The organism is Pelomicrobium sp. P1 (assembly GCF_052805615.1).
In genome coordinates this window covers 378,498-404,688 of record NZ_JBRBEM010000001.1, presented here as the reverse complement: position 1 = coordinate 404,688, position 26,191 = coordinate 378,498, and the positions used below count along the sequence as shown (strand labels likewise).

General features: G+C 67.5%; 28 protein-coding genes and 1 tRNA gene. 14 read left to right on the top strand and 15 right to left on the bottom strand.

The features are described 5' to 3' along the window. Nucleotides 1-112 precede the first annotated feature (112 nt). The gene (locus ACUVYZ_RS02015; RefSeq protein WP_439932758.1) at nucleotides 113-703 is read left to right on the top strand and encodes a peroxidase-related enzyme; all 591 of its coding nucleotides are present in this window, start codon (nucleotides 113-115) and stop codon (nucleotides 701-703) included. An 86-nt stretch (nucleotides 704-789) separates the two neighbouring features. Here ACUVYZ_RS02015 and gabD read toward each other — a convergent pair whose 3' ends face one another. After that, nucleotides 790-2,250, bottom strand: a complete 1,461-nt coding sequence (gene gabD / locus ACUVYZ_RS02010) for an NADP-dependent succinate-semialdehyde dehydrogenase (protein WP_439932757.1) — start codon at nucleotides 2,248-2,250, stop codon at nucleotides 790-792. Between the two features lie 130 nt (nucleotides 2,251-2,380). Continuing rightward, nucleotides 2,381-3,160 carry an SDR family oxidoreductase gene (locus ACUVYZ_RS02005; RefSeq protein WP_439932756.1) on the bottom strand — a complete coding sequence of 260 codons (780 nt, stop codon included), beginning with the start codon at nucleotides 3,158-3,160 and terminating at the stop codon, nucleotides 2,381-2,383. Between the two features lie 116 nt (nucleotides 3,161-3,276). Here ACUVYZ_RS02005 and ACUVYZ_RS02000 point away from each other — a divergent pair, with 116 nt between their 5' ends. Continuing rightward, nucleotides 3,277-3,984: an MlaA family lipoprotein gene (locus tag ACUVYZ_RS02000; protein ID WP_439932755.1), complete on the top strand. Its 708-nt coding sequence runs from the start codon at nucleotides 3,277-3,279 to the stop codon at nucleotides 3,982-3,984. A gap of 52 nt (nucleotides 3,985-4,036) precedes the next feature. Then, nucleotides 4,037-4,273: a putative signal transducing protein gene (locus tag ACUVYZ_RS01995; RefSeq protein ID WP_439932754.1), complete on the top strand. Its 237-nt coding sequence runs from the start codon at nucleotides 4,037-4,039 to the stop codon at nucleotides 4,271-4,273. 24 nt (nucleotides 4,274-4,297) lie between these two features. On the opposite strand, the gene htpX is transcribed toward ACUVYZ_RS01995, so the two are convergent. The 4 genes from htpX to ACUVYZ_RS01975 all read right to left on the bottom strand — a co-directional run bounded on the left by htpX (nucleotide 4,298) and on the right by ACUVYZ_RS01975 (nucleotide 7,647). Continuing rightward, nucleotides 4,298-5,182, bottom strand: coding sequence for a protease HtpX (htpX, locus tag ACUVYZ_RS01990; RefSeq protein ID WP_439932753.1), 885 nt, complete (start codon nucleotides 5,180-5,182; stop codon nucleotides 4,298-4,300). Nucleotides 5,183-5,353: 171 nt separating this feature from the next. Further along, the gene (locus ACUVYZ_RS01985; protein ID WP_439932752.1) at nucleotides 5,354-6,259 is read right to left on the bottom strand and encodes a DMT family transporter; all 906 of its coding nucleotides are present in this window, start codon (nucleotides 6,257-6,259) and stop codon (nucleotides 5,354-5,356) included. A gap of 36 nt (nucleotides 6,260-6,295) precedes the next feature. After that, nucleotides 6,296-6,628 (bottom strand): DUF3301 domain-containing protein, encoded by a 333-nt coding sequence (locus ACUVYZ_RS01980; protein ID WP_439932751.1) that lies wholly within the window; start codon nucleotides 6,626-6,628, stop codon nucleotides 6,296-6,298. Nucleotides 6,629-6,633: 5 nt separating this feature from the next. Then, nucleotides 6,634-7,647, bottom strand: coding sequence for a DUF6352 family protein (locus ACUVYZ_RS01975; protein ID WP_439932750.1), 1,014 nt, complete (start codon nucleotides 7,645-7,647; stop codon nucleotides 6,634-6,636). A gap of 259 nt (nucleotides 7,648-7,906) precedes the next feature. Here ACUVYZ_RS01975 and ACUVYZ_RS01970 point away from each other — a divergent pair, with 259 nt between their 5' ends. Then, nucleotides 7,907-9,292, top strand: coding sequence for a sigma 54-interacting transcriptional regulator (locus ACUVYZ_RS01970; protein WP_439932749.1), 1,386 nt, complete (start codon nucleotides 7,907-7,909; stop codon nucleotides 9,290-9,292). Between the two features lie 229 nt (nucleotides 9,293-9,521). Continuing rightward, on the top strand, nucleotides 9,522-10,034 hold the full coding sequence (locus ACUVYZ_RS01965; protein WP_439932748.1) for a BON domain-containing protein: 513 nt from the start codon (nucleotides 9,522-9,524) through the stop codon (nucleotides 10,032-10,034). Between the two features lie 97 nt (nucleotides 10,035-10,131). Here the strand turns inward: ACUVYZ_RS01965 and polX are convergent, their stop codons facing one another. The 6 genes from polX to ACUVYZ_RS01935 form a co-directional block, all read right to left on the bottom strand. After that, entirely contained in the window at nucleotides 10,132-11,880 is a 1,749-nt protein-coding gene (polX, locus tag ACUVYZ_RS01960; protein ID WP_439932747.1) for a DNA polymerase/3'-5' exonuclease PolX, read from the bottom strand. 28 nt (nucleotides 11,881-11,908) lie between these two features. After that, the gene (locus tag ACUVYZ_RS01955) at nucleotides 11,909-12,304 is read right to left on the bottom strand and encodes a TraR/DksA family transcriptional regulator (RefSeq protein ID WP_439932746.1); all 396 of its coding nucleotides are present in this window, start codon (nucleotides 12,302-12,304) and stop codon (nucleotides 11,909-11,911) included. 258 nt (nucleotides 12,305-12,562) lie between these two features. Further along, a complete protein-coding gene (locus tag ACUVYZ_RS01950; protein ID WP_439932745.1) occupies nucleotides 12,563-12,994 on the bottom strand; it encodes a universal stress protein in 432 nt (143 codons plus the stop codon). A 59-nt stretch (nucleotides 12,995-13,053) separates the two neighbouring features. Further along, nucleotides 13,054-13,788, bottom strand: coding sequence for a TerC family protein (locus tag ACUVYZ_RS01945; protein ID WP_439932744.1), 735 nt, complete (start codon nucleotides 13,786-13,788; stop codon nucleotides 13,054-13,056). A 238-nt stretch (nucleotides 13,789-14,026) separates the two neighbouring features. After that, entirely contained in the window at nucleotides 14,027-15,427 is a 1,401-nt protein-coding gene (locus ACUVYZ_RS01940) for a sensor histidine kinase N-terminal domain-containing protein (protein ID WP_446033019.1), read from the bottom strand. Then, nucleotides 15,417-16,088 carry a response regulator gene (locus ACUVYZ_RS01935; protein ID WP_439932742.1) on the bottom strand — a complete coding sequence of 224 codons (672 nt, stop codon included), beginning with the start codon at nucleotides 16,086-16,088 and terminating at the stop codon, nucleotides 15,417-15,419. The genes ACUVYZ_RS01940 and ACUVYZ_RS01935 overlap by 11 nt, the downstream gene beginning before the upstream one ends. A gap of 78 nt (nucleotides 16,089-16,166) precedes the next feature. On the opposite strand from ACUVYZ_RS01935, the gene ACUVYZ_RS01930 reads away from it, so the two are divergent. After that, nucleotides 16,167-16,242: transfer RNA gene (locus ACUVYZ_RS01930), tRNA-Arg, on the top strand. A gap of 192 nt (nucleotides 16,243-16,434) precedes the next feature. On the opposite strand, the gene ACUVYZ_RS01925 is transcribed toward ACUVYZ_RS01930, so the two are convergent. Beyond that, nucleotides 16,435-17,058, bottom strand: a complete 624-nt coding sequence (locus ACUVYZ_RS01925; RefSeq protein WP_439932741.1) for a rhomboid family intramembrane serine protease — start codon at nucleotides 17,056-17,058, stop codon at nucleotides 16,435-16,437. A 125-nt stretch (nucleotides 17,059-17,183) separates the two neighbouring features. Between ACUVYZ_RS01925 and ACUVYZ_RS01920 the strand changes: the two genes are divergently transcribed. Genes ACUVYZ_RS01920 through ACUVYZ_RS01900 form a run of 5 tightly spaced genes read left to right on the top strand, consistent with a single transcriptional unit; the run spans nucleotide 17,184 to nucleotide 20,699 of the window. Beyond that, a complete protein-coding gene (locus tag ACUVYZ_RS01920; protein WP_439932740.1) occupies nucleotides 17,184-17,438 on the top strand; it encodes a hypothetical protein in 255 nt (84 codons plus the stop codon). Further along, a complete protein-coding gene (locus ACUVYZ_RS01915; protein ID WP_439932739.1) occupies nucleotides 17,431-18,495 on the top strand; it encodes a M14 family metallopeptidase in 1,065 nt (354 codons plus the stop codon). The genes ACUVYZ_RS01920 and ACUVYZ_RS01915 overlap by 8 nt, the downstream gene beginning before the upstream one ends. Nucleotides 18,496-18,553: 58 nt before the next feature. Further along, a complete protein-coding gene (locus tag ACUVYZ_RS01910; RefSeq protein ID WP_439932738.1) occupies nucleotides 18,554-19,321 on the top strand; it encodes a hypothetical protein in 768 nt (255 codons plus the stop codon). Continuing rightward, the gene (locus ACUVYZ_RS01905; RefSeq protein WP_439932737.1) at nucleotides 19,318-19,869 is read left to right on the top strand and encodes a TlpA disulfide reductase family protein; all 552 of its coding nucleotides are present in this window, start codon (nucleotides 19,318-19,320) and stop codon (nucleotides 19,867-19,869) included. Before ACUVYZ_RS01910 ends, ACUVYZ_RS01905 begins: the two co-directional genes overlap by 4 nt. A gap of 14 nt (nucleotides 19,870-19,883) precedes the next feature. Further along, a complete protein-coding gene (locus ACUVYZ_RS01900; protein ID WP_439932736.1) occupies nucleotides 19,884-20,699 on the top strand; it encodes a ferredoxin--NADP reductase in 816 nt (271 codons plus the stop codon). Nucleotides 20,700-20,743: 44 nt separating this feature from the next. Here ACUVYZ_RS01900 and ACUVYZ_RS01895 read toward each other — a convergent pair whose 3' ends face one another. Both ACUVYZ_RS01895 and ACUVYZ_RS01890 read right to left on the bottom strand, forming a co-directional pair. Further along, nucleotides 20,744-20,887, bottom strand: coding sequence for a hypothetical protein (locus tag ACUVYZ_RS01895; RefSeq protein WP_439932735.1), 144 nt, complete (start codon nucleotides 20,885-20,887; stop codon nucleotides 20,744-20,746). Nucleotides 20,888-20,925: 38 nt separating this feature from the next. Next, nucleotides 20,926-22,146, bottom strand: coding sequence for an MFS transporter (locus tag ACUVYZ_RS01890; protein WP_439932734.1), 1,221 nt, complete (start codon nucleotides 22,144-22,146; stop codon nucleotides 20,926-20,928). A 397-nt stretch (nucleotides 22,147-22,543) separates the two neighbouring features. Here ACUVYZ_RS01890 and ACUVYZ_RS01885 point away from each other — a divergent pair, with 397 nt between their 5' ends. From ACUVYZ_RS01885 to ACUVYZ_RS01875, 3 genes are all read left to right on the top strand, one after another. Further along, nucleotides 22,544-23,965, top strand: a complete 1,422-nt coding sequence (locus ACUVYZ_RS01885; RefSeq protein ID WP_446033018.1) for an FAD-linked oxidase C-terminal domain-containing protein — start codon at nucleotides 22,544-22,546, stop codon at nucleotides 23,963-23,965. After that, nucleotides 23,958-24,686, top strand: a complete 729-nt coding sequence (locus ACUVYZ_RS01880) for an aldolase (protein ID WP_439932732.1) — start codon at nucleotides 23,958-23,960, stop codon at nucleotides 24,684-24,686. The genes ACUVYZ_RS01885 and ACUVYZ_RS01880 overlap by 8 nt, the downstream gene beginning before the upstream one ends. Before the next feature lie 76 nt (nucleotides 24,687-24,762). Then, nucleotides 24,763-26,118, top strand: a complete 1,356-nt coding sequence (locus ACUVYZ_RS01875; protein WP_439932731.1) for a DUF3422 family protein — start codon at nucleotides 24,763-24,765, stop codon at nucleotides 26,116-26,118. Nucleotides 26,119-26,191: the final 73 nt, after the last annotated feature.

Below are 26,191 nucleotides of genomic sequence, written 5' to 3'. Positions count from 1 at the left end.
CGGTATGTTACTGTAGAAGGGAGGGCTCCGTCACCCGATGCGCCCTCGCTTCCCCCTTGCCCGCGCGTCGCCTTTTCCTGCACGATCGCCAGTCGTTGAAAGGAGCACGTCCGTGTCGAACTCCCCCATCAGCCGTTATCCGGTTCCCGACCTCGAAAACCTGCCGGAGGACATCCGCACCCGCATCCTGAAGGTACAGGAGAAAGCTGGCTTCGTCCCCAACGTATTCCTCGCCCTGGCCCACCGGCCGGAGGAGTTCCGAGCGTTCTTCGCCTACCACGACGCCTTGATGGAAAAGGAAGGCGGCCTCACCAAGGCCGAGCGGGAAATGATCGTGGTGGCCACCAGCGGCGCCAACCAGTGCCAGTACTGCGTCGTGGCCCACGGCGCGATCCTGCGCGTCCGGGCGAAGAACCCCTTGATCGCCGACCAGGTGGCTGTCAATTACCGCAAGGCGGACATCACGGCGCGGCAGAAGGCCATGCTGGACTTCGCCCTAAGGGTGGCCCAGGAATCCCACCGGATCGGGGACGAGGACTTCGCCGTGCTGCGCTCCCATGGGTTTTCCGACGAGGACATCTGGGACATCGGGGCAATCGCGGCTTTCTTCGCCCTGTCCAACCGCATGGCCAACCTGATCAACCTGCGGCCGAACGAGGAATTCTATCTGCTGGGACGCGTGCCGCCGGAAAAGAAGAGTTGACCGCGGAGACGCGGAGGCACAAAGAAAAAAAGATTCCCTCTGTGCCACTGTAGGCCAACAATTTTTTGACGCCTTGCTCCCCGGAATTACCGGTCGATGCCGCCCAGGCACAGGTACTTGATCTCGACGAACTCGTCGATGCCATACTTGGATCCTTCCCGGCCCAGTCCCGACTGCTTCATCCCGCCGAAGGGCGCCACCTCGTTGGAGATGATCCCGGCGTTGATGCCCACCATGCCGAATTCCAGCGCTTCCGCCACCCGCCAGATGCGGCCGATGTCGCGGGCGTAGAAGTAGGAGGCGAGCCCGAACTCGGTGTCGTTGGCGAGCCGGATGACTTCTTCCTCGGTCTCGAAGCGAACGAGGGGCGCCACGGGACCGAAGGTCTCCTCCTGCATGAGCTTCATGCCGGGCTTCACTTCCACGAGCAGGGTGGGCTCGAAGAAGGTGCCGCCGAGCGGGTGGCGGCGGCCGCCCACCGCCACCTTCGCCCCCTTGGCCACCGCGTCGGCGATGTGCTCTTCCACCTTGGCGAGGGCCTGGGCGTCGATGAGAGGCCCCTGCTGCACGCCCTCCTCGAAACCGCTGCCCACCTTGAGGCCCACGATTCTCTCCCGCAACTTGGCGGCGAAGGCGTCGTACACCCGGTCCTGCACGAAAATGCGGTTCGCGCACACGCAGGTCTGGCCGGTGTTGCGGTACTTGGACGCCATGGCGCCTTCCACCGCTTCGTCCAGGTCCGCGTCGTCGAAGACGATGAACGGCGCGTTGCCCCCCAGCTCCAGGGAGATCTTCTTCACTGTGTCCGCCGACTGGCGCATGAGCAGCCGCCCCACCTCGGTGGAGCCGGTGAAGGTGATCTTGCGCACCAGGGGGCTGGCGCACAGCTCCCGCCCGATGGTAGGCGCGTCCCCCGTGATCACGTTGAACACCCCTTTGGAGATACCGGCCCGGTGGGCAAGCTCGGCCAGGGCCAGGGCCGAAAGGGGCGTCTGCTCGGCGGGCTTCACCACCACCGTGCAGCCCGCCGCCAGGGCCGGAGCGCATTTGCGGGTGATCATGGCGTTGGGGAAGTTCCAGGGGGTGATCGCCCCGCACACGCCCACTGGCTGCTTGATCACGACGAGGCGCTTGTCCGGCTGATGCTGGGGGATCACGTCGCCGTAGATGCGCTTCGCCTCCTCGGCGAACCACTCCACGAAGGACGCCCCGTAGGCGATCTCGCCCCGGGACTCGGCGAGGGGCTTGCCCTGCTCGGCAGTCATGAGGCGCGCCAGGTCTTCCTGGTTGTCCATGATGAGCTGGTACCAGCGCTTGAGCGCCGCCGAGCGCTCCTTGGCGGTCTTGGCGCGCCAGGCCGGCCAGGCGGCGTTCGCCGCCTCGATGGCGCGCCGGGTTTCCTGGGCGCCCATGTCCGGGACCCGGACCAGCTCGGACCCGTCGGCGGGATTGCGCACCGGGAAGGTCTTGCCGCTATCGGCCTCGATCCATTCGCCGTCGACGTAGCAGCGGTTCTTGAGCAGGGATGAATCCTTGAGGGTGAGCATGGCAGTACCCCATGAGCTTGAATCCGGAAGAAACGTTTATATTTTACATCGCGTCGGAGCGGCCGGATTCGGGCCTGCCTCCCGTCCTGGCGAACGGTGCGGGCGCCAGGGTTCCCGGGCGGAGGGAGCCTCAGAAGGTGCCCGGGTAGGCCCCGCCGTCGATCAGGATGTTCTGACCGGTGATATAGCCCGCCTGGGCGCTGCACAGGTAGGCGCACAGGTCACCGAACTCGCCGGGATCGCCGAAGCGCCCCGCCGGGTTCGCTCGCATGCGCTCTTCGCGAACCTCCTCGACGCTCTTCCCCGCCACCTGGGCCGCATGGGCGATGGTGGCCCGAAGCCGCTCGGTATCGAAGGGTCCCGGCAGCAGGTTGTTGATGGTGACGTTGTGCCGCACGGTCTTGCGGGCGAGGCCAGCCACGAACCCGGTGAGCCCCGCGCGGGCGCCGTTAGAGAGCCCCAGGATGTCGATGGGGGCCTTCACCGCGCTGGAGGTGATGTTGACGATACGTCCGAAGCGCCGGGCGATCATGCCGTCCACGGTGGCCTTGATGAGCTCGATGGGAGTCAGCATGTTGGCGTCCAGGGCGGCGATCCAGTCCTCCCGGGTCCAGTCGCGGAAATCGCCCGGGGGCGGGCCGCCCGCGTTGTTCACCAGGATGTCCGGGGCGGGGCAGGCGGCGAGGGCCGCGCAGCGGCCTTCCGCCGTGGTGATGTCCACCGCCACCGCCGTCACCCCCACGCCGGTGGCGGCGCGGATTTCCTCCGCGGTGCGCTCCAGCGGCTCGCGGGTGCGGGCCACTAGGGTCACCTCCACCCCTTCCCGGGCGAGGGAGAAGGCGCAGGCCCGTCCCAGTCCTTTGCTCGAGGCGCACACCAGCGCGCTGCGTCCGCGGATTCCCAGGTCCATGGGGGATGCTCCTTTCGAAAAACCGTCATTATGGTTCGGCACCGGGCCCGTCCGGAAGGCGGGGGAGCGGCCCTATTGCTATAATCGGCGGTCGGGAACAAGAAAAGGAACGGTTCATGCCCTCCAGCTCCCTCCTGCGCCTCGCGAGCTTCGCCGCCCTGGGTTTCCTCTCCGCCTGCGCCACCGCCCCCGACCGCCGCGATCCGCTGGAGCCCTTCAATCGGGAAATGTTCCAGTTCAACCAGGATTTCGACGAAAAGATCGCCAAGCCCGTCGCCGAGGTCTACCGGAACACCGTGCCCGTGCAGGTGCGCAAGGGCGTGCGCAACTTCTTCGCCAACCTGGGGGACGTCATCGTCTTCGTGAACGATACGCTGCAGATGAAATGGCATGACGCGGTCAACGACGCCGGCCGCGTCATGGTGAACACGACCCTGGGCTTGGGCGGCCTCATGGACGTGGCCTCCGAGCTGGGGGTGGAAAAGCGCAACGAGGATTTCGGGCAGACCCTGGGCTACTGGGGCCTTCCCGCCGGGCCGTACCTGGTGCTGCCCATCCTCGGGCCCAGCACGTTCCCGCGGGACACGGCGGGCATCGTCGGCGACTTCTACGCATGGCCGGTAAGCTACGTGGAGGACGACGCTGTGGCCGGGGGACTCGGCGTGCTAAGGTTCATCCAGGTCCGGGCGGACCTGCTGGGGACGGAAGACCTGCTGGAGCAGGCGGCCCTGGACCGCTACGTCTTCGTGCGCGACGCCTACCTCCAGCGCCGGGAAAGCCTCATTCGGGACGGCCGGCCGCCGAAGCTGGAGGAAGAAGAATGAAACCGGGATCGGGCGGGATGAACCCAATCCCGCAGTGAAGCCGAAGCCGCCCATGGACACCGACTACGTCGAGCTCTACCGCCCGCCCGACGTGCAGGCGCTGGCGCTCATCAAGCTGCACCTGGACGCCCAGGGAATCCGCTACTACGTGGCCGGCGAGAACTTCGGCAGCCTCTTGCCGGTGACCACCCTGGGGGAGATGCGCTTGATGGTGGACCGCCGGGACGCGGAGCGCTGCGCCGAAATCCTCCGGGAGCAACTGGCCATCGAAGTTCCCCCGCCCCTCTGACCGGGTTGCCCCGATCCCCTTCCTTCACACCCCCGCCTTCAGCGCCGCAATGCGCTCGTCCAGGGGCGGGTGGGACATGAACAGGCGCTTCAAGCCCCCGCCGGTGCGCCCGGAGATGCCGAACGCGGCAATCTGGTCAGGCAGGTGGGGCTCCTCATAGACCCGTTTCAGGCGCTCCAGCGCCGCGATCATCTTGTCGCGGCCCGCGAGCTGGGCGCCGCCCCGGTCGGCGCGGAACTCCCGCTGCCGGCTGAAGTACATGACGATGATGCTGGCGAGGATGCCGAACACGATCTCGGCCAGGATGCTGGTGATCCAGAAGGCCGGGCCGTGCCCGTTCTCGGTCTTGAACACCGCCTTGTCCACGATATTGCCCACCACCCGCGCCAGGAAGATGACGAACGTGTTGACGATGCCCTGGATCAAGGCGAGGGTCACCATGTCGCCGTTGGCGATATGGCTGACCTCGTGGCCCAGCACCGCTTCCACCTCATCGCGGCTCATCTTGTGGAGCAGGCCGGTGCTGACCGCCACCAGGGCGTTGTCCTTGCTCATGCCTGTGGCGAAGGCGTTAGCGTCCGGAGCCTCGTAGATCGCCACCTCCGGCATGCCGATGCCGGCTGCCTGGGCCTGGCGGCGCACCGTCTCCACCAGCCAGCGCTCCAGCTCGGTTCTCGGCTCCTCGATCACCACGGCCCCCGTCATGCGCTTGGCGCTCCACTTGGACATGGCGAGGGAGATGAAGGCGCCGCCGAAGCCGAACACCGAGGCAAAGACCAGCAGGGCGGTGTAGTTGAGGCCGCCCTGCTGGGCTAGGTACGAATCGATCCCGAGCAGCCGCAGCACGATACCCAACACCACGATGACGGCCAGGTTGGTCACCAGAAACAGGAAGATGCGCTTGACCATCGAACCACTCCCTTGAGTTGATCTTTTCCGGGGCTTGCACGACCCCTCCTTAGATTGGGTCGGAAGGGCCGAAGTTCAATAAGTTAGAACTCCGTCCGCGCGGCAGCCCGGTCCGGCGGAGCGTATTGTAGCGCCTGCATCCCCCGCCCGCGTATCGCTCCCGTCGTCTCCTCAGCGCAGGGTACCGCGCACCGTCAGGGCGATCCCACCTAGGATCAATCCGATTCCTACGCCTTGATGGAGCTGGGGTTCCTCGCCCAGGAACGCCACGGAAAGCAGTGTCCCGAAGGCGGGCATCAAGTGGATGAAGAGCCCCGCCCGGGACGGGCCCACTTCCGCCACCGCCCGGTTCCAGCACAGGTAGGACAAGATCGAAGGGAAAACGGCGAAATAGGCGAGGCTCGCCACTGTCGCGGCGCTCAACTCCATCATCTTCCCCGCCCCCAGCTCCCATAGATAGAGGGGTAGCAGCACCACCACCCCCGCCGGCACGATCACCCCCAGGAACGCCAGGGGATCCAGTCCCGGCGGCCGCGCCCGCAGGAGGACGGTGTAGACCGCCCAGGAGACCACCGCCGCCAGCACCCACAGATCGCCTTCGGCGAGCCGCACCTCGAGCAGTGTTTGCGGCTCCCCCCGGGTCACGATCGCCAGCACCCCGACGAGGGATACGGCCACCCCCAGCGCCTGGCGCCAGGCAAGCCTTTCGCCGAGGAATGCCCATGACAACGCCATGATGGCCACCGGGATCGACGAATTGAGCAGCACGGCATTGGTGGCGGTGGTGGACTGCAGGCCCGTGTAGACCAGGGTGTTGAACCCGGCCACCCCGAAGATGCCCAGGGCCACGAGCACCGGAAGATGGCCGAACACCAGGCGGCGCTGGGCCCACACCCGGGGCGCAACGAACGGGAGCAGCAGGAGCGCCGCACCGCACCAGCGCCAGAAGGCCATGGCGAGGGGCGGGATCGCTTCGCGCATCGCCCGGGCCAGCACGAAGTTGCCCGACCAGAACAGGGTGGCGGCCACGAGCAGGAGGTAGGGCGACGCCCTCGGAAAGCGCCCGGGCCCGTTCATGGCCCGGAGATCACGCGGAACCCGGGCCGAGGAGGATCAGTGGATCGCCTGGAGCCATGGCCCGTCGCCTCCCCATTCCAGGCGCGCCTCCAGCACCCGGGTGCCGAGCAGGACGATGCGCCCCTCCCGGCGGTTGTTCCCGGTATCGCTGTATTCGAAGCGGTAGCGCCGGCGGATGGCGAGCCGCCCGTCGGCATCCCGGCCAAGGCCCAGAGCAGCCACGCTTACCGTCTCGTCCAGGAGCTGGACCCCGGCCCGCTCGCACAAGGCCTTTCCCGCCTTGAGGGCCGCCTCCCGGGCCCGCAGGGCGTCGTACCAGAACACGAGCCCCGCCGCGAGCACGACAAAGGCGAGAATCTCCCAGGTCATGGCGGTCACACGCGACGGGCGAGGGGCAGGTTCACCAGCAGATTCTGGGGCTTCATGCGCAGCACTTCCCCCTCGTCCATGGCGAGCCCCAGGTAGACCGGCCGGCCGGCCACCGGAGCCAGCATGTCGGCCGGATTCTCGAACTCGAGCTGGAAAAGGCAGAGAAGACGCTCGAGCCGCCGCTCCTCCACTTCCACGCCCCGGTATAGGTCGTTCAGGATGCCGCTCGCCTCCGCGTCGAGCCCCACGTGCCAGCTCCAGCGCTCGTCCTCGATGCGCCCGAGGGGCCGGATGCGCACGCGAACCCCGTGGAAGTGCTCGACCCAGCGCTCCATCACCCGGGCGAGCGCCCGGGCCCCCGGCTGGGCCGGCCCCAGGGGCAGGACGGTATCGAAGCGCTCGTCCCGTTCCCAGTACGCCGAGGCGCTTTCTTCGGACAAGACGTCCAGCTCGATGGTGCGCACGGGGGTCCTGGACTGCACCAGGAGCTCTCCCAGGGAACCGAAGCCGCCTGTGGTGGCGTGCAGCTCCACCGTCTCCAGGTCGGCCGCCATGGCCCGCCCTTCCTGGAGCCGGATCTTCTGCGGGCGGAAGAACAGCTCCGCGGCCCGGGCCTGCAGGGCGTCCGCCGTGCCTTCCAGGATGCCGCGCAGGATGACCTGGGTGAGCTGGCGCACGAAGAGGGGCGGCACGCTCACGTTAGGCTCCCGGAAGAGGGCGAGGTAGCCCGCCTCCAGGGTCTCGGCGGCCAGCAGGCGCCGGCGGAAGCGCAGGAATAGCCGGTAGTTCTCCCGGGCGTCTTGGTCAGCGACGGCCTCGAGCTCGGCCTCGGGGACCTCCCGCCGGGGGCTCGCCACGAGGGCTTCGTGCAGCGCCCGTTCGGCGGGACAGGACTCCGGCACCGGCGCGAGCTCCGGCCGCGCCAGGTAGGCCCGCAGGAAGTCGTCGGTGACCCGCAACCGCCCGGCGCCGTCGCGCTCGAGCAGGTGGTAGCCGCAATGGGTCCAGAAGTCCGTCATGGATGGAGAACGGCGGGAGAAAGCACCGCCGGGAACGGAAGAAGCGGTCTCCGTGGGCGGCGCCGAGCCTATTTACCCGTCTCCATCGGTGAGGAGCGGCTTTTTGTTGGCCATTGGCCCTCCGCATCGGATTGAAGCCCATCGAGCCGGCGGGACGGGAACGAACGCTCCTTCCCGGCGTGCTTCCCGAAAGGGCGCGCGGGCATTATTCTAGCATGCTCTTCTTTCGCCCCATCCCCATTGGACCGGTCCGGCAAAGATGGCCGCAAAGCGCCCGAGCGTCTTGTTGGTGGACGACGACCCCGCGCTGCTCAAGCTGGTGAGCACGCGGCTTGCGTCGGCGGGCTACGCCGTGACCGCCGTCGAAAGCGCGGAGGCGGCCCTCTCGCGCCTCGCGCTGGCGCGGCCCGACGTGGTGGTCACCGACCTCAAGCTCCAGGGCCTGGACGGGATGGCCCTGTTCCAGTCGATCCGGGCCTCGGATCCCTCCCTGCCGGTCATCGTGCTCACCGCCCACGGCACCATTCCCGACGCGGTGGAAGCGACGGCGAGCGGCGTGTTCGCCTACCTCACCAAGCCCTACGACCCGGAGGTGCTGCTCGCCAAAGTGGCCCAGGCGATCCAGCTCTCCGGCGGCACGGCGCCCGGGGGCGACGACGAATGGTGCCGCGACATCATCACCCGCAGCGCGGCCGTGCGCACCGTGCTGTCGGAGGCCAAGATGGTGGCCGCCGGGGACGCGGCGGTGCTGATCCAGGGCGAGAGCGGCACCGGAAAAGAGCTGCTCGCCCGGGCGATCCACCGGGCGAGCCCCCGCCGCGGAGGGCCGTTCGTGGCCATCAACTGCGGGGCGATACCCGAGCCGCTCCTGGAGTCGGAACTGTTCGGCCACGTGAAGGGGGCCTTCACCGGCGCCCACCGGCCCCACACCGGGCTGATCCAGACGGCCCACCGGGGAACTTTGTTCCTGGACGAGATCGGGGACATGCCCACGCCCCTGCAGGTGAAGCTGCTGCGGGTGCTCCAGGATCGGGAGGTGCGGCCGGTGGGCACCACCCAGGCCACCCAGGTGGACGTGCGCTTCGTCTCCGCCACCCATCGGGACCTGCGCCAGGCGGTGGAGGAAGGGCGTTTCCGGGAGGACCTCTATTACCGGCTGGCGGTAGTGACCCTGCGCCTTCCGCCCCTCGCCGAGCGCCGGGAGGACATCCCGCTGCTGGCCAACCACTACTTGCACCTGCTCGCCCCCAAGTACCGCAAGGAGATCACGGGCTTCGCTCCGGAGGCCCTGGACGCCCTGATGACGGCCCCCTGGCCCGGCAATGTCCGCCAGCTCGCCAACGTGGTGGAGCAATGCTGCGCCCTCACCACGACGCCGGTGGTGCCGGTCGCCCTGGTGACCCGGGCCCTGCGGGAGAACCCGACCGAGGTCCTCTCCTACGCCGAGGCGAAAGCCCGGTTCGAGCGGGATTACCTGATCCAGCTTCTCAAGCTCACCCGGGGCAACGTGGCCGAAGCGGCGCGCCTCGCTCAGCGCAATCGCACCGAGTTCTATCGCCTCCTGCGCCGGGCGAACCTCCAGCCCGGCATGTTCAAATACGATCACCTGCCGGATGTGGCGCCGGGAGAAGAATCCGGCGCTTGAAGCCGGGGCGTCGCCCCCCGGCGACGCAAAATAATCTCTGAATCAATACCTTGCGACCGCACCGGGCGATCCCGTCGCGCCTAGGCGACGGCGGTGGCCCACCAGGCTCGTCGGCCTATCTGGCTATCCAATTGTTTTATGGATTTTTTCCTTTCTGGCACGGTCTTCGCGTGGAGGGATGGGAGCGCCGCTGGCGCCGTGTACCGGAAACTGCGAAGGGGGAAAAACGATGAGCAACCTTCATACGCGTGACGCGTCGCTCCTCATGGGGCTCAAACTGCTGGCCGCCGCCGCCGGAATCGCCACGGCGGCGCCCCTGGCCCTGGCGGCCGATCCGGCCGGCGCCGATGGCATGTTCCGCAGCTACGACGCGAACGGCGACGGTTGGGTGTCGCTGGAAGAGTTCCGCAAGAAAGGGGGCGAAACCGGGGCGTTCCGCGAGTCGGATCGGGACGGGGACGGCCGCCTCAATCCGGAAGAGCTGGTCAAGGCCAAGTCCTACAGCGACCGCATCCAGGCCGGCGAGTACGTGACCGACGCCTGGATCACGGCGAAGGTGAAGACCATGCTGCTCAAGGACAAGAGCGTGAGCGGCCTGAAAGTGAACGTGGAGACCAAGGACGGCGTGGTGCAGCTTTCGGGCTTCGTCAAGAACCGGCAGCAAGCGGAGCGCGCCGCCGAGATCGCCTCCCAGGTGCAGGGGGTGAAGAAGGTCGTCAACTCCCTGGTGGTGGAGTCGTAATCCGGGCGCCGCAAGCGCCGCACCCTTTGGCGCCGCCAAGGCCCCCTCCTCCCCATGGCGGCGCCGCGCGGGGCCGCAAGGCCCCGCGTTTCTTTTCTCACCGGGCGCGGGCCTTGCCCCCTTTCGCCGAGCGGGCGAGAAGGGGCCACAGGCTTTTGAGTGGGCGGGCGTTGAGCACGTCCTTCGCCTCCAGCCAGCCCCGCCGGGCCTGGCCCACGCCGTAGCGCAAATTGCCGAAGTCGAGCACGCTGTGGGCGTCGGAGCTGATGGCCACCAGCACGCCTTCGTCCTTGGCCATGCGGCAGTGCACGTCCAGGAGATCCAGCCGCTCGGGATGGGCGTTGAGCTCCAGGAAGCAGCCCCGTTCCTTCGCCTTGCGCACGATCTTCAGCATGTCCACGTCATAGGGTGGGCGCTCGTCGATCAGCCGCCCGGTGGGATGGGCGAGGATGGTGAAGTACGGGTGCTCCATGGCCTTGAGGATGCGCTCGGTCTGGCGCGCCCGGGGGAGATCGAACTTGCCGTGCACCGCCCCCACCACCAGCTCCAGGCGGGCGAGAACCGAATCCGGCAGGTCCAGGCGGCCGTCCTCCAGGATGTCCACCTCGATCCCCTTGAGGAGGCGGATGCCTTTCAGCCGAGCGTTCAACCGCTCTATCTCGTCGATCTGCTTTTCCAGCCGCCGGGGGTCGAGCCCATGGGCCACGGTAAGGCGCCGGGAATGCTCGGTGATGGCCAGGTACTCGAAGCCCAGCTTCCGCGCCGCCTCGGCCATCTCCTCCAGGGTGTTCTTGCCATCGGTCGCCTTGGTGTGGGCGTGGAGATCCCCCTTGAGGTCGGCGAGCTCCACCAGTTGCGGCAGGCGTCCGGCCCGGGCGGCCTCGATCTCCCCCTGGTCCTCCCGCAGCTCAGGCGGGATGTAGGGCAGATCCACCGTGGCGTAGACCTCCTCCTCGGTGCGGCCGGCGATTCGCTCTTCGCCCCGGTACACCCCGTACTCGTTCACCTTGAGCCCCCGCTCCTGGGCAAGGCGCCGGATGGCGATGTTGTGGGCCTTGGAGCCGGTGAAGTAATGTAGCGCCGCGCCGTAGCTCTCCTCCGCCACCACCCGCAGGTCTACCTGCAGCCCGCAGCGCAACACCACGGAAGCCCGGGTGCCTCCTTTCGACAGGACCTCCTTCACCTCCTCGTAGCCGGCGAAGCGCCGGACCGCCTCTTCAGGATGGGTGGTGGTCACCAGGATGTCCAGGTCCCCCACCGTTTCCCGCATACGCCGGAAGCTGCCCGCCACCACCACGCGACCCACGCCTGGGGCCTTCCGCAGGTGCTCCACCAGGGGCGCGGCGTACTGGGCCGCCACCGCCAGCTTGAAGCGGCGGGCGCTGGAGAGGTGGGCTTCCACCGCCTCCAGGATCTTCTCCTCGGTCTTGGCGCCAAAGCCCGGCAGTTCCCGGATGCGTCCGTCCCGGGCCGCCCGCGCCAGTTGCTCCAGGGTCTGCACCCCCAGGTCGTGATACAAGGCCTTCACCCGCTTCGGCCCCAGCCCGGGGATTTTCAGCAGCTCGGTGATGGCCGGTGGCAGCTCCTTGTGCAGCCGGTCGAGGAAAGCGAGGCGGCCGGTTTCCACTGCCTCCCTGATCTTGGCGGCCAGGTCTTCGCCGATGCCCGGCAGCTCGGTGAGATCCTCTCCCGCCTTGACCAGGACGGCGAGATCGCGCCCCAGCCCCTCCACCGTGCGGGCGGCATTGCGGTAGGCGCGCACGCGGAAAGGGTTGGCCCCCTGGATTTCGAGCAGATCGGCGATCTCCTCGAACATGGCCGCGATGTCCGCGTTATGCACGGCCATGGCGTTCACCCGCCCCAAAAACCTGACATCAGAGGGAGGAACCGGCCGAGCCGGCGTGGGTTCTCTCGTAGACCGCCTGGCATTGCACGCAACGGATAGCGGTGGGGAAGGCCTGCAGGCGTTCGAAGCCGATCTCGCCCCCGCAGTCGACGCAACGGTCGATCTCGCCCGCCTCCAGCCGCGCCAGGGCCGCCTCGATGTCGCGCAACTCCTGGACGTCCCGGTCCACCAGGGCGGCGTCCAGGGCCTCCAGAAAATCCGCCACCGACTCGTCCCCGGCGTCCCGCACCCGGTCGGAGAGCTTGGCGGCCAGCTCCGCGTCGGAGCGGGCCAGGGCTTCGCGGATGTCCTGGACGATCTGGCGCCGCCGCTCCGTCAGGCGCTTGCGCAAGGCCTTTTGCTGCCGCTGGTTCAGGCTTGTCATGGACGAAACCCTATCGCTCCCTCCCCTTGCTCATTGAGTAAGAGAGCGCCCTCTAGACCCCAGTCCCCGTTTCAGAATTTACCACGATCCCGCGGCTGAGCGGTGGGAAAGAAGTCGGACGGTCTGGCGATCCGCCCGAATCCTGTCCGGCGGTCGGTGGTTACGGAAGGAAACAAAAGCCGGCGCAGGAGCGCCGGCCCTGACGACGTTTGGAGGACGTTCAGGAGCGCCTGCCCTTCAGACCACTTGGCAGGCCTTTCATACCACCTGGCACGCCTGCCCGGCGGCCCGCAGCAGTTGTTCCACTTGGCGGGACAATCCACTCAGCAGCAGGCTTGAAACCGTCAGGGGCTCGCGCTGGGGCCCCATGACGATGCGGCTGCACCGGTAGCGCCGCGCGAATTCGGCGATGGTGGCAGCGCTGTAGCCCACTGCAACGTGGGATACGCACGGCACGCCCGCTTCCTCCAATGCTTCCCTCACCGGCGCAAGTTCCTTTTCCCCGTCCTCGCGATGAAACTGGGCGATATCATCGTCCTTGAAGAACATCCTCACGTGGCCGTTGAACGGCGTCTGTACGGATAACAGATGCACGCGGATCCGCCCTTGCCGGCACAGGCGGGTCACGTAATCCACCGCCCACTGCATATCCCGTTCGCTGGAGACCGGAAGCAACACGTTTTCAACCATGGTTTTCTCCCTTCATTCTAACGGCCACGGCGAGCCCTGCGCTTGCCCGGGCCATCGGATCAACGGGCCGACTCTTCCACTTCCACCGCATCTACTTCAGCCAGCTCCGCGGCTTCTCCGGCAGAACGGGCCGATAGCCACTTGCCGATCGCCACGACCAGCGCAGCGAAAGCCCACGGCGCCACCTGGTGCAGTAACGGAGCGTGCTCCTCGACCCAACCGCTCACCACCGGATCGGAGACGCCCATCTCTCCGGCCACGTAGCCCAGCAGACCCGCCCCGACGGTTACGATCACCGGGAAACGCCTCATGAGCTTGAGGATCACGGTGCTACCGTAGACGATAAGCGGAATGCTGATGCCCAGCCCTATTAGTAGGAGCAGCAGGCTGCCTTTCGCCGCTGCCGCGACACCGATCACGTTGTCTAAGCTCATGACAAAGTCGGCGACGATAATGGTCTTGATCGCGGCAAGCAGGTTGGAATGGGCGTCCATGTGCTCGTCTTCGTCCTGGGAGCCGAGCAAATTGATGCCGATCCACAGCAGCAACGCGCCGCCCGCGAGTTTCAAGTAGGGTAGTGTCAGCAGGTACGCTGCAAAGAAGGTGAGGATTACCCGCAGCGCGATAGCGCCGAAGCTGCCGAACAGAATCGCCTGCTTCTGCTGCTGCGGCGGGAGATTGCGACTTGCCAGGGCGATCACAACCGCGTTGTCGCCCGAGAGCAAGATGTTGATCATGACAATCTGAGCGAGAGCCACCCAGAATAGCGAACTATCAATCGAAAGCGTCTCCACCGGTCAAGCTCCTCGAAATCATTGACGGTTCGGCGCGACTCCATGTCGCAGCCGATGGAGACGAGCTTAGCGGGATAAGCTTAACCGGCCCTGTCGCGCAGCTTAAGGAAAGCTTGCGCGAAACTTAACGCGAGCTTACAGCCCGCAACGTCACGCACGGGCCTGGCGGGCGCTCGCCAAGTGCCCTTGGCGTTGCGATGAGCGCCGGACCTGCGGCACGCGGAGACAAAGTCGCGAGTTACGGGGAGTGAGAGGAAATTGGAGCGTTGAAGCTCACGCTAAAGGTGTTACCAATGCCATCGGCGTCATCGTCAAGGGAAATCTCGGCGCCGTGGATCCGGGCGATCTCCTGGGCGATGGCCAAACCCAGGCCACTGCCGTCGGCACCGCTTCCCAGTAGGCGGTGGAAGCGCTCAAAGATGCGCCGCCGTTCCTCCACCGGGATGCGGGGCCCGTCGTCATGGATCGCCACCGCTGGACGGGGCCGATCGTGCACCCGGACAGTCACGCGCCCGCCCTGCCGGCTGTAGCGGATAGCGTTGTCCAACAAGTTGTCGAACAGCTCCCGCAGCCGCGCTGAATCGCCTTGGATCACCACAGGCCGATTGAGCCCTTCGAAACCCAGATCGATGTCCTTTTTGAGAGCCTCGGGCACCCAGTCCATGGTGCTCTGCAGCGCCAAGTCGTTCAAATCCACCGGCTGAAGCCGTACCGTCCTGAGCGCTTCCGGCTCATTGCGGGCGAGGGAAAGCAGCTGTGACACCAGCCGTGCCAGCCGCTCGACTCCCACGTATTGGCGGCTCAGCCCCTCCCGTAGCCGCTGGGGATCGGTCTCGCGCAGCATCAGCTCGAGTTGGGCCCGCAAGCCTGCCACCGGGGTCTTGAGCTGGTGCGCCGCATCGGCGATGAACCGACTCTGCAAGGTAAGCGCGTGGTCGAGCCGGTGCATGAGGTCATTCATGGCGTGCACCAGGGGCTGCACCTCGCCCGGAACGCCGCCTTCGGGCAACGGGCGCAGGTCCACGTGTGAGCGGCTGGCTATCGCCTGTCGCAACGTCTCCAGGGGCGCCAGACCGCGCTGCACCCCGTTCCACACCAGCAGCCCTGCGATGGCGATCAGTAGAAGCTGAGGCGCCAGCACCGAGAGCAGGATTTCGCGAGCGAGCTCACCGCGCTTGTTCTCGGTCTCCGCCACGACGATTGTGGCAAGGGGTATCGAGCCGCCGGGCTGTAGCACTTCCCGCATCGCCACCCGTACCGGCACGCCGTCGACCATGGCATCGAAAAACGGCTGCTCGCGCTCGCGCGCGGGAGAAGCGGACAGCCGCCCGAGCTGCTCGTCGCCAGCGAGGATCCTTCCGTCAGCGGCGACGACGCGGAAATAAAGAGTGTCGCTCGGGTCGGTGAGCAGCACCCGCTGCGCCGGCTGCGGCAGATCGAAGACCACTTGACCCTCGCGCTCCGCCACGTGCAGCGCCAGCTCTCGGGCGATGTCGGCGAGAGACCGGTCGTAGGCGCGCTGGGAAAAGCGCACCGCCGCAAAATAGCTCACGAAGGCGTCTAGCGCCAGCAGGGCGACCAGCGGTACCAACAGCCACTGGAGCAACTTGGTCCGCAACAGCGGCCGGCTAGTCGCCATGGGGCTTGTCGATCAGATAACCCATACCGCGCACGGTGCGGATGTTGGCCACAGGTTCCAGCTTCTTGCGCAACCGGTGCACGAAAACTTCGATCGCGTTGCTCGATACCTCGTCACCCCAGCCGTAAAGATGATCGGCGAGCTGTTCTTTGGTGACGACCCGCCCGACCCGCATGAGCAAGAGCTCCAGGACCGCCAGCTCGCGGCTGGAAAGGTCCACCGGCTGGTCATCGCAGTAGAGCCTGCGGCCTGCCACGTCGAGGCGCAGCCGGCCATGGACCAGGGTGCCAGCGGCGGAGTGGTGGCCACGCCGGATGAGGGCCCGCACCCGCGCCTCCAGCTCCGCCAGGTGGAAGGGCTTGGTGAGGTAATCATCGGCCCCCAGGTCCAGGCCCATGACCCGGTCCTCCACGGCGTCCCGGGCTGTGAGCACCAGCACCGGCGTATCGCAGCGTCGGCTCCGCAGCCGCTTGAGCAGCTCAAATCCATCCATCCCGGGCAGCCCCACGTCCAGGATCAGCAGGTCGAAGCGGCCGGCCGCCAGGGCCCGATCCGCTGCTTCGCCTGTATGCACCACTTCCGCCGTATGGGCAGCCTGGGTGAGCGCTCGCGCCACCGCGTCCGCGAGTAAGGTGTCATCCTCCACCACGAGGATACGCACGGAAGTTCTCCTCGATCGATTGCCGTCTTCCTGGACAAGTCGGTAAGATGCGATATTTTTGCATAAAATGATGGGATCGCCCCGGTAGCTCAGTGGATAGAGCAGCCCCCTCCTAAGGGGCAGGTCGCACGTTCGATTCGTGTTCGGGGCGCCAACTTCTACCCCTCCCTCCTCCCACCCCCTCGCTTGCGAAACGAGCCTTGCGGTCGCGTCTTTCCCTTCGGCCGGGACCGCAGGTCTTTCACCGGCTACCGCCCCACCGTCCTGGGGAGCGGGATAAGGCCCGACGGACGAAGTCGCGCCGGGACCGATGTCTCCAGCCGTTCTTGCCCCCCGAGAAGATTCGTCACCCCCTCCGCCGCCCGCCGAAGGGAAATCGCCCGCGACGGTGCTGGATCATCAGATAGCCCCCTAGCATGCCCCCCAGGTGGGCGAAATGGGCGACGCCCGGCTGGGCGCCGGTGACCCCCATGTACAGGGTAAGCAACCCGTACAAGGTGACGAACAGCCACGCCGGCATGGGGATCGGGGGAAAGATGAGCATGATGGTCCGGCGCGGGAAATACATGCCGAAGGCGAGGAGCAATCCGAACACGCCCCCCGAGGCGCCGACGGTCGGGTAAGGCGGCGCGCTGGTCATGGCGGCGACGAGCAATTGGGCGATGCCGGCGGTAATCACGCAGGCGAGGTAGAACGTGAGGTAGAAGCGGGGGCCGAACAGGCGCTCCAGCTCGGAGCCGAACATATAGAGGGCGAACATGTTGAAGAACAGATGCGCGATGCCGCCGTGCAGGAAGCTGTAGGTGATGAGCTGCCAGACCCGGAATCCTCCGCCCGGATCGGGCCCGAAGGAGGGATCGCCGGCGAGGGGCCACAGGGCGAAGGAGGCCACCAGTTGATGCCCGGTCGCAAGCTGGAGCAGGAAAACCGCCGCGTTGACGATGATGAGGGTTTGCGTGATCGGAGGCATCGATCGGCCTTAGAATCGGGATTATGCTGGCATTGCCATAGGATAGAGTCCGTTTCGCGTTCCGGGTTCACCGACCTCGATGCGCCGGGAGGCGCCCCTCCCGGGCTGTGCCCGCCGCTTCACCAATGTTAACCTGTCGGCACCATGGTCTGGACAGCCTCCTGCCGCTGGCGGCTTACGGGCTCGCCCAGCTCCACGTCGAGCGGTCCCTGGCGGAGGAGCTGCTAAAGATCGTGGAGGCGCGGGCCACCAGCGGGCGCACCGGCGCCGCCTGGCAGCGGGCCTTCGTGGAACGCCATGGGGCAGACTTCCACGCCCTGGTGGCGGCCTACCTGGAGGGCCAGGAATCGGGCCGCCCGGTGCACGAATGGGATGTCTGACGTCTTGAACGAAGTTTCCGGCGCCGTCCAGGCGGACTCCGGGCCAGCGGAGCCGACGGTGCTGGGCTCGCTCCCGGAGGGTTTTCTCTCGGTACGCGCCCGCGAGCTCCACCGCCTGGTGCCCAACGCCACCTTGATCCACCTGCCGGGCCGGCGCGAGCCGCCACTGCTCGTCTCCATCCTGCTCCACGGGGACGAGACCGTGGGGCTCCACGCCCTCCAGCGGGTGCTGGCCCGGCACGCCGGCCACGGGCTTCCCCGGGCCCTCTCCATCTTCATCGGCAACGTGGCCGCGGCCCAGTACGGGGTGCGCCTGCTGCCCGGGGGCCCGGACTACAACCGCATCTGGCCCGGCGCCGAGGGGACGGATCATCCCAGGGAACGGGCCGTGCTGGCGCGGGTGGTGGAGCTCATGGGCCAGCGGGGCGTGTTCGCGAGCATCGATCTGCACAACAACAGCGGCGTCAATCCCCACTATGCGTGCGTGAACCGCCTCGATCCGCCCTGGCTCCATCTGGCCTCCCTGTTCAGCCGCACGGTGGTCTATTTCCTGCGCCCCCTGGGGGTGCAGTCGGCCGCCTTTTCCGCCCTGGGCCCGGCGGTCACCTGCGAGTGCGGCAAGATCGGCGACGCGGCGGGCATCGAGCACGCCGCCGAGTTCGTGGACGCCTGCCTGCATCTGGCGGAGGTGCCGGGCCATCCACCCCGCCCGGGCGACGTGCAACTGTTCCATACCGTGGCGAGCGTCACCGTGCCGCGCCACGTGACCTTCGGTTTCGGGGACTGCGACGGGGATCTGTGCTTCCCGCCCGACCTGGACCGCATGAACTTCCAGGAGCTGCCGGCGGGCACCGTGTTCGCCCGGCGTCGGGGCCGCTCGGGATTTCTGGAAGTGCGGGACGAGCGCGGGCGCGACGTGGCCGACGCCTATCTCGAGGTCCACGACGATCGCATCGCCCTCAAGCGCCCAGTGATCCCCTCCATGCTCACCGTACAACCCGAGGCGATCCGGCACGACCGGCTCGGGTATTTCATGGAACCGTTGCCGTTGAAATGAACGTCCCCCGGGTCCAGGGGTCGGATAGCGTAAAATTCCCATTTTTATGTTTCGCGCCATGATCCCATCCCATCCGATCCGCCGGTCGCTGTGGGTTCTCGCGCTGGCCCTGCTCTCCGCCCTCGGCCACGCGGAAACGCTCCACGTTCGGGCCGTGGACGGCACCGCCATCCCGGTGACGCGGGAGGGCTCGGGGCCGGTGATCGCCTTATGGCTGCCCTCCGAGCACGGCTTGACCGCCGGGGACCGGGAAGCGGCCCGGGCCCTCGCCGGGCGGGGCTTCGAGGTGTGGCTCGCCGACCTGCACGCCGCCCGATTCCTTGCGGCCGTGCCCAGCCAGATGGACCAGATCCCCCCCTCCGATGCCGTGGCGGTGCTCGCCAAGGCCGTGGAGAGCTTGAAGCCCGTCGTGCTGATCGCCGAGGAACGGGGAGCGGTCCTCGCCCTGGAGGCCGCCGACCTCTGGCGCCGGGAGGCAGGCGCTTCGGCCTCCATGCTCAAGGGGACCATTCTACTGTCTCCCAACTTCTACGCCGCCACGCCCGATCCCGGCGAGGAGCCGCGCTACGTCCCGGCCGCGACGGCGAACCACCTCCCCGTGGCCATCATCCAACCCACCCTGTCGCCCTGGTACTGGTGGGTGGACGAGCTGAAGGCGCGCCTCGCACGCCACGGCGCGCCGGTGTACGTCTATTACCTCCAGACGGTGCGGGACCGCTTCTACTTCCGCGAGGACGCCACCGAGGACGAGCAGGCCATGGCCGCCAGGCTTCCCGCGGTGCTGGAGTCGGCGTGGAAAAAGATCAACGGGAGGAATCCGTCATGAGGAAGCCCGTCGCATGGATGATCCTGCTCCTCGCCTTGCCCTTGGCGGACATCGCCGATGGGCGGGAGTTGAAGCCCCACACCGGCGAAACCCCGCCCCTCGCCCTGCCGGACCTGAACGGGCGCGTGCATCGCCTGGAGGACTACCGGGGCCAGGTGGTGCTGGTCAACTTCTGGGCCACCTGGTGCTCGCCCTGCCGCGCGGAGATGCCCTCCATGCAGCGGCTCCAGGACAAGCTCGCCGGCCGGCCGTTCACCATCCTGGCGGTGGACATGGGCGAAACCGAGGCCGAGGTCCGGGATTTTCTCAAGGAGGTACCGGTCCGCTTCCCCATCCTCCTGGACAAGGACGGCGCCGCCCTGAGGGCGTGGAAAGTGCGGGCCTTTCCCACCAGTTTCGTGGTGGACGCGGAAGGCCGGATCCGCTACTCCCTCTTCGGTGCCAAGGAGTGGGACGACCCGGACGCGCTGGAGAAGGTCGGCGCTTTAATCCAAGGGGCTTCGACCCGCCGGGCGGGCGGCGAGGGCCCCAAGACCCAAACCCGATGAACCGAACGGGCGCGATGGCCAGCGACGCCGAAAAAGGCACGGTGAGTCAGGCGAAATCGCAAGCGACCGGGCACCGCCCAGCGGCGGCCAAGTTCGTCGAAGGGCGGGTGGTGACCCTCAAGCCCTGGACCGAGCGGCTGTACTCGATCCAGGTGGAGGCGGCCGTGGAGCCCTTCCGGGCGGGACAATTCGGGCGCCTGGCGCTTCCCGGAGACGATGGCGAGATGATCGTCCGCCCCTACTCCTTCGTGAACGCCCCTTTCGAACGGCCCCATGAGTTCTACTTCATCACCCTGGAGAACGGCCCCCTCACCCAGCGGCTGGTGAAGCTGCGTACGGGAGATCCCATCTGGATCGCTCCCCGGGCCTCGGGCTTCATGACCCTTGCTGACATCCAGGACGCGGACTTCCTGTGGCTCCTCTCCACCGGCACCGCCCTCGGCCCGTTCCTCTCCATCTGCAAGACGGAGGAACCCTGGCGGCGATTCAAGAAGGTGGTGCTGGCCCACGCGGTACGCTACGCGAAGGAGCTCACCTACCAGGAGACGGTGCGGGCCATCGCCGAGCGGCGGGGAAGCCAGTTCGTTTACGTGCCCTTCGTCACCCGGGAGGATACGGACTTCGCCCTCAAGGCCCGGGTTCCCCAGGCGATCCAGGACGGGCGGCTGGAAGCCCGGGCGGGCGTGCCCCTCGCCGCCGAAGGCTCCCAGGTCATGATCTGCGGCAACCCGGACATGGTGAGCGACACCAGTGCCGTGCTGGAGGCCCGGGGCTTCAAGAAAAACCGGCGCAAGGACCCCGGCCAGATCACCGTGGAGAACTACTGGTAGGCCGCTCCGGCGGCGAGGCGCGTGGGCCGGCACCCCGGACCGCTTCAGCACAGCCGCAGGTTGGAAAACCACAAAAGGGCGTCGGGGTCCAGGTAGCCGCGGAAGGCCCACACCCCGAGGGTGGTGAGCGCCGCCACCAGCGCCACCGCCACCCAGGCCCAGGGGCTCCCGTCCAGTGCGGTTTTCATAGCCCGCGGGAGCCCGAAGACTTCCCCATGCCTCGAAGTCATTTCACTGGCGCTCCGGCGAAAGAGGCGGGTCTCAGCTCCCGGTCGTCGATGGGCCAGTGCAGGAGGGCCGCCAGCACCCCCAGGCCGATGGTGATGGCCCAGACCGCGTCGTAGGTGCCAGTCAGGTCGAACAGAAAACCGCCCAGCCACACACCCATGAAGCTTCCCACCTGATGACCGAGAAACACGAAGCCGAACAAGGTCGAGAGATATTTTACGCCGAAGATCTGGGCCACGACCCCGTTGGTGAGGGGCACGGTGCTCAGCCACAGGAGCCCCATTCCGGCGGCGAACAGGTAGACGGAAACCTCGGTGATGGGGACGAGCAGGAACACCGAGATCACCCCCGCCCGGACGAGGTAGATGCCCGCCAGGAGGTATTTCTTCCGGTAGTGCCCGCCCAGCCACCCGGCCGCGTAGGTGCCCACGATGTTGAACAGCCCGATCAGGGCCAGCGCCATCATCCCCGCCCGGGCAGGCAGCCCCTGGTCGGTCAAGAAGGCCGGAAGATGCACGGCGATGAACACCACCTGAAAACCGCACACGAAGAAGCCGAAGCACAGAAGCCGGAAACCCGAGTGCCCGCCCGCCTCCACCAGGGCCTCCCGCATCGTCTGCCCCGAAAGGGCGCCAGCGGTCCCGCCGTCCCGGCGCTCCGCCAAGGCCGCGGAGAGGGGCGCCATGAACGCCGCCAGGACGGCGAGGATCAAGAGCGCCTCGAACCAGCCCAACGCCCCGATCAAGGACTGCTCCACCGGCAGCATGATGAACTGGCCGAAGGAACCGGCGGCCCCGGCAATGCCGAAGGCCATGCTGCGCTTGTGGGGCGGAAAGGCCCGGCCGAGGGCTCCGTAGACCACCGAAAAGGCCGTACCCGAGAGCCCGAGCCCTATGAGCAGCCCGGCGCTCAAGGAAAGGGTGAGCGGGCTGTCCGAGTAGGCCATCAGGGCCAGGCCCAGGGCATAGAGCACGCCGCCCGCGGCCAGCACCCGCCCCGTCCCGAACCGGTCGGCCACCATGCCGGCGAAGGGCTGCGCCAGGCCCCAGACCAGGTTCTGGAGCGCGATGGCGAAGGCGAACACTTCCCGGCCCCAGCCGTACTCGCCGCTCATGGGCTGGAGAAACAGCCCGAACCCGTGGCGAATGCCCAGGGAAAGGGTCAGGATCACGCCCCCGAAGAGAAGGGCGACGGCGGGGGTGCGCCAGGATCCTCTCACGTTTCTCACCTCTGGCAAGGACGCGCTCATGGAATCAGGAGTATAGGCCTGCCCGCCGCCGGGACAAGGAACAGATCCCCGGCCGAGCGTTGCCCCTCTGTGCCGGTGCGAGCGCCGGAACGGCGCCCAGCGGGTCCGTCCCGTTGGCGGGGTAGACGAACGAAAGTGTAACAGACCTGCGACATCTTCCAGCGCGAAAACGCTTGCCTCATGCCAAACGAATAGGGATGTGGAAAAGCCGCTTGAGAAATTGCTGGGATTTTTCCCGGATGCGCTGGTGCACTCCTGCACGATGCCCCAGGCCCCGCCAAGCTTGACCCTGCCGCATGACTCTGTACCGCCTGATGGCCAAACACGGGCTCAAGCATTGAGCTCCGTTTGCGTTTAGAATCGTCCCATGTTGCCGCGAGACCTATCCATGGGCCGTTCAACTCCGCTTCCCGACGATCTTCTCGACGACCTTCGTGCGATCGTGAGCAACCGTCTCTCCACGTCGGCCGCGGTTCGCGCCCATCACGGCAAGGACGAGTCGTACCATGCCCCCCGCCCGCCCGACGCGGTGGTGTTTCCCGAGAGCACGGAAGAGGTACAGGCCATCGTGGCTGCCTGCCGTCGCCACCGGGTACCCATCGTGCCTTTCGGCGCCGGCACGTCGGTGGAGGGCCAGGTCCTCGCCACCCATGGGGGCGTGTGCGTGGATTTCACCCGCATGGATCGCATCCTGGCGGTGCATCCCGAGGATCTGGATGCCACGGTGCAGGCCGGCGTCACCCGGGAGCAATTGAACGACCATCTGCGGCACACGGGGCTTTTCTTTCCCATCGACCCCGGCGCCAACGCCACCCTGGCCGGCATGGCCTCCACCCGCGCCTCCGGCACCAACGCCGTGCGCTACGGCACCATGCGGGAGAACGTGCTGGGGCTCACCGTGGTCACCGCCAGCGGCCGGGTGGTGCGCACCGCCCGGCGCGCCCGCAAGAGCGCCGCGGGCTACGATCTCACGCGCCTGTTCGTGGGCGCCGAGGGCACCCTGGGGCTCATCACCGAGGTGAGCCTGCGGCTTCACCCGGTGCCCGAGGCCATCTCCGCCGCCGTCTGCCCTTTCCCCAGCGTGAGCTCCGCCGTCGCCACGGTGATCCAGACCATCCAGTCGGGCATTCCCATCGCCCGCAGCGAGCTGCTGGACGCGTTGACCATGCAGGCGGTCAACCGCTACGCAAAAACCGGGTACCGGGAGGCGCCCACCCTGTTCCTGGAATTCCATGGAACCGAAGCGGGGGTGGCGGAACAGGCCCGCGCCGTAGAGGCCATCGCCCGGGAGCACGGCGGCGTGGATTTCCAATGGGCCACCCGGCCCGAAGAGCGCAGCCGCCTGTGGAAAGCCCGGCACGAGGCGTACCTCGCCTGCCTGCAGCTCGTTCCCGGCCGCCGGGCCCTGGTAACCGACGTGTGCGTTCCCATTTCGCGGCTGGCCGAATGCATCGAGACCACCTTGGAGGACATCGCCCGGACGCCCCTGCCGGTGCCTCTCTTCGGTCACGTGGGCGACGGCAACTTCCACTTGATCGTCCTGGTGGATCCCCAGGACTCCGGGCACCTCAGGGAAGCGCGAACCCTCAACCACCGGCTGGTGGAGCGGGCCCTGGCTCTGGACGGAACCTGCACCGGCGAGCACGGCGTCGGCGTCGGCAAGCGCGACTACCTGCGGGAGGAGCTGGGGGATGCCGTGGACCTGATGGCCGCCATCAAGCGAGCCCTGGACCCGGACAACCTGTTCAACCCGGGCAAGATCCTGCCGGAGGACGCCGCCGGTGGGTGATCCGTTGAAGCAGGCGCGCATCGATCTCGCCGCCGCCCTGCGCGCGGCCGAGGCGTTGGGCTTCCACGAAGGCGTGTGCAATCACTTCAGCGTCAAAGCCCCGGGCGCGGCCGATCGTTTTCTCGTCAACCCGTTCGGCCTCCACTGGCGCGAGATCACCGCGAGCCGCCTGCTCCTGGTGGACGCGGAGGGCCGGGTGCTGGAGGGGGAAGGCCGGGTGGAGAAGACGGCGCTCTGCATCCATACCGCCCTCCACCGCCGCAACCCCCGCGCCGCCTGCGTGCTCCACACCCACATGCCCTACGCCACGGCGCTGGCCATGACGGAGGGCGGCGAGCTTCTCCCCGCGGGGCAGAACGCCCTGCGCTTCTACGGCGACATCGCCTACGACGACGCCTACAACGGGCTGGCGCTGGACGAATCGGAGGGGGACCGCATCGCCGCCGCGCTGGGCGATAAGCGCGTCCTCTTCCTCGCCAATCACGGCGTCATCGTGGTGGGGAAGAGCGTCGCCGCCGCCTTCGACGACCTCTACTACCTGGAGCGGGCGGCCCAGGCCCAGGTGCTGGCCCTGTCCACGGGGCTGCCCTTGAGGCGCGTGCCGGACGAGATCGCCCGCCGCACCTTCCAGGAATTCACTTCCACCGACAGCTATGCGATCCTCCACTTCGAGGCGCTGAAGCGGCTCCTGGCCGGGGTCGATCCCGATTACACCGCCTGAGGCGTCGCGGCCTGCGCCAGGGACCGGGGCTCTGCTATCCTTCGCCGGGAAGCCGACCCTCCCGGAGGACAGGACCTTGGACGCGCCCCACCCCTATTCCGCCTGGCTGCTGAATCCCTTGCCCGAGCGGGAAGCCTTGGTGAACGAGCTCCACGCGCGGCCCTTCATGGCGCTGCGCGCGCCCCTGGAGGCTTCCCACCTCGCGGTGCTTTCCGGCGAGCTGGAAAACGAGCGCAACCGGGAGCATCTCGCCGAGCTGTGTCGCCGCTTCGGCACCGCGCCGCCAGCGCCGGCGGCAAACTACCATGTGGCCGACCTGGGGGAAGCGCTCGTGCGCTGGGAGCGACACACTGAGTTCACCACCTACACCTTCTACCGGCAAAGACCCTTCGCCGAGCCGTTCCGGGATCCGGCCATCGCCCACGTCCCGGCGGACTGGCTGCGTCAATTGCCGGGCCAGCTCCTGGTGGCGGTGCATCTCGCCCTGGAGAACGCCGCCGCGCAAGAGCGGGATGCGGCGAACCTGGCAGCCTTGTGCGGCTCCGACCGCTACGTGGGCTCCCTCATGGCCGGCGGCAAAGCTATCGCCTGGAGCGACTTCCGGCTCAATGCGGACGGCTTCGTCCGCATCCTGGCCCGGGACCGGGGGCTCAACGACCGCCAGGCGGGCCGGCTGGTGCAGCGGCTGCTGGAGGTGGAAACCTACCGCACGGCGGCCCTGCTCGCCTTTCCCCTGGCGCTGAAAATCCGTCCCCGGCTGCGGGAGCTGGAGCTGGAGCTGACCGGGCTCACCGGCCAGATCGCCGAGGTCAAGGACTTGGAGACGGAACAGGCGCTGCTCGCGGCGCTCACCCGCCTGGACGCGGAAACGGCGCGGCTCGCAAGCCAGACCAGCTATCGCTTCGGCGCCGCCCGGGCCTATTACAGCCTGGTGCGCCGGCGCATCGCCGAGCTGCGGGAGAGCCGCATCGAGGGGCTCCAAACCTGGAGCGAGTTCATGGACCGGCGGCTCGCCCCAGCCATGGAGACTTGCGAGTCGGTCAGCGCCCGGATCAACGCCCTGGCGGTGCGGGTCGCCCAAGCGGGCAACTCCCTGCGTACCGTGGTAGATGTGGCCCTCCAGGCCCAGAACCGGGACCTGCTGCGCTCCATGAACCGCCGGGCGCAACTGCAGCTCCGGCTGCAGCAGACGGTGGAGGGCCTCTCGGTGGTGGCCATCAGCTACTATGCCATCGGGTTACTGGGGTACGGCTTCAAAGGTCTTGCCAACTTCTTCCCGGGCCTTGACCCTGAGCTGCTCCAGGCGGGAAGCCTCCTGGTGGTGGTGCCCCTGGTGTGGGCCGGGGTCCGGCGCCTGCGGCACCTGGTCATGCCCGAGCCCGGACCGCCTTCAATCGATCGCGATCAAGCGCGCCCTTCCATGCGCTCGTAAAGGGCATCGCGGTCCGTCAATTCCACCCCCGGGCGCAGCCGCCCGCGCACCGTGACCCACTTCAACTTGAACG

Coding starts and splice junctions, on each gene's coding strand:
- ACUVYZ_RS01965 (WP_439932748.1), top strand. CDS start 9,522: ATGAGCAACCTTCATACGCGTGACGCGTCGCTCCTCATGGGGCTCAAA.
- ACUVYZ_RS01985 (WP_439932752.1), bottom strand. CDS start 6,259: ATGAACGGGCCCGGGCGCTTTCCGAGGGCGTCGCCCTACCTCCTGCTC.
- ACUVYZ_RS01955 (WP_439932746.1), bottom strand. CDS start 12,304: ATGACAAGCCTGAACCAGCGGCAGCAAAAGGCCTTGCGCAAGCGCCTG.
- ACUVYZ_RS01910 (WP_439932738.1), top strand. CDS start 18,554: ATGATCCCATCCCATCCGATCCGCCGGTCGCTGTGGGTTCTCGCGCTG.
- ACUVYZ_RS01900 (WP_439932736.1), top strand. CDS start 19,884: ATGGCCAGCGACGCCGAAAAAGGCACGGTGAGTCAGGCGAAATCGCAA.
- ACUVYZ_RS02000 (WP_439932755.1), top strand. CDS start 3,277: ATGCCCTCCAGCTCCCTCCTGCGCCTCGCGAGCTTCGCCGCCCTGGGT.
- ACUVYZ_RS01915 (WP_439932739.1), top strand. CDS start 17,431: ATGTCTGACGTCTTGAACGAAGTTTCCGGCGCCGTCCAGGCGGACTCC.
- gabD (WP_439932757.1), bottom strand. CDS start 2,250: ATGCTCACCCTCAAGGATTCATCCCTGCTCAAGAACCGCTGCTACGTC.
- ACUVYZ_RS01975 (WP_439932750.1), bottom strand. CDS start 7,647: ATGACGGACTTCTGGACCCATTGCGGCTACCACCTGCTCGAGCGCGAC.
- ACUVYZ_RS01885 (WP_446033018.1), top strand. CDS start 22,544: ATGTTGCCGCGAGACCTATCCATGGGCCGTTCAACTCCGCTTCCCGAC.
- ACUVYZ_RS01950 (WP_439932745.1), bottom strand. CDS start 12,994: ATGGTTGAAAACGTGTTGCTTCCGGTCTCCAGCGAACGGGATATGCAG.
- ACUVYZ_RS01940 (WP_446033019.1), bottom strand. CDS start 15,427: ATGGCGACTAGCCGGCCGCTGTTGCGGACCAAGTTGCTCCAGTGGCTG.
- ACUVYZ_RS01980 (WP_439932751.1), bottom strand. CDS start 6,628: ATGACCTGGGAGATTCTCGCCTTTGTCGTGCTCGCGGCGGGGCTCGTG.
- ACUVYZ_RS01905 (WP_439932737.1), top strand. CDS start 19,318: ATGAGGAAGCCCGTCGCATGGATGATCCTGCTCCTCGCCTTGCCCTTG.
- ACUVYZ_RS01970 (WP_439932749.1), top strand. CDS start 7,907: ATGGCCGCAAAGCGCCCGAGCGTCTTGTTGGTGGACGACGACCCCGCG.
- polX (WP_439932747.1), bottom strand. CDS start 11,880: ATGGCCGTGCATAACGCGGACATCGCGGCCATGTTCGAGGAGATCGCC.
- ACUVYZ_RS01995 (WP_439932754.1), top strand. CDS start 4,037: ATGGACACCGACTACGTCGAGCTCTACCGCCCGCCCGACGTGCAGGCG.
- htpX (WP_439932753.1), bottom strand. CDS start 5,182: ATGGTCAAGCGCATCTTCCTGTTTCTGGTGACCAACCTGGCCGTCATC.
- ACUVYZ_RS01895 (WP_439932735.1), bottom strand. CDS start 20,887: ATGAAAACCGCACTGGACGGGAGCCCCTGGGCCTGGGTGGCGGTGGCG.
- ACUVYZ_RS02005 (WP_439932756.1), bottom strand. CDS start 3,160: ATGGACCTGGGAATCCGCGGACGCAGCGCGCTGGTGTGCGCCTCGAGC.
- ACUVYZ_RS01920 (WP_439932740.1), top strand. CDS start 17,184: ATGTTAACCTGTCGGCACCATGGTCTGGACAGCCTCCTGCCGCTGGCG.
- ACUVYZ_RS01925 (WP_439932741.1), bottom strand. CDS start 17,058: ATGCCTCCGATCACGCAAACCCTCATCATCGTCAACGCGGCGGTTTTC.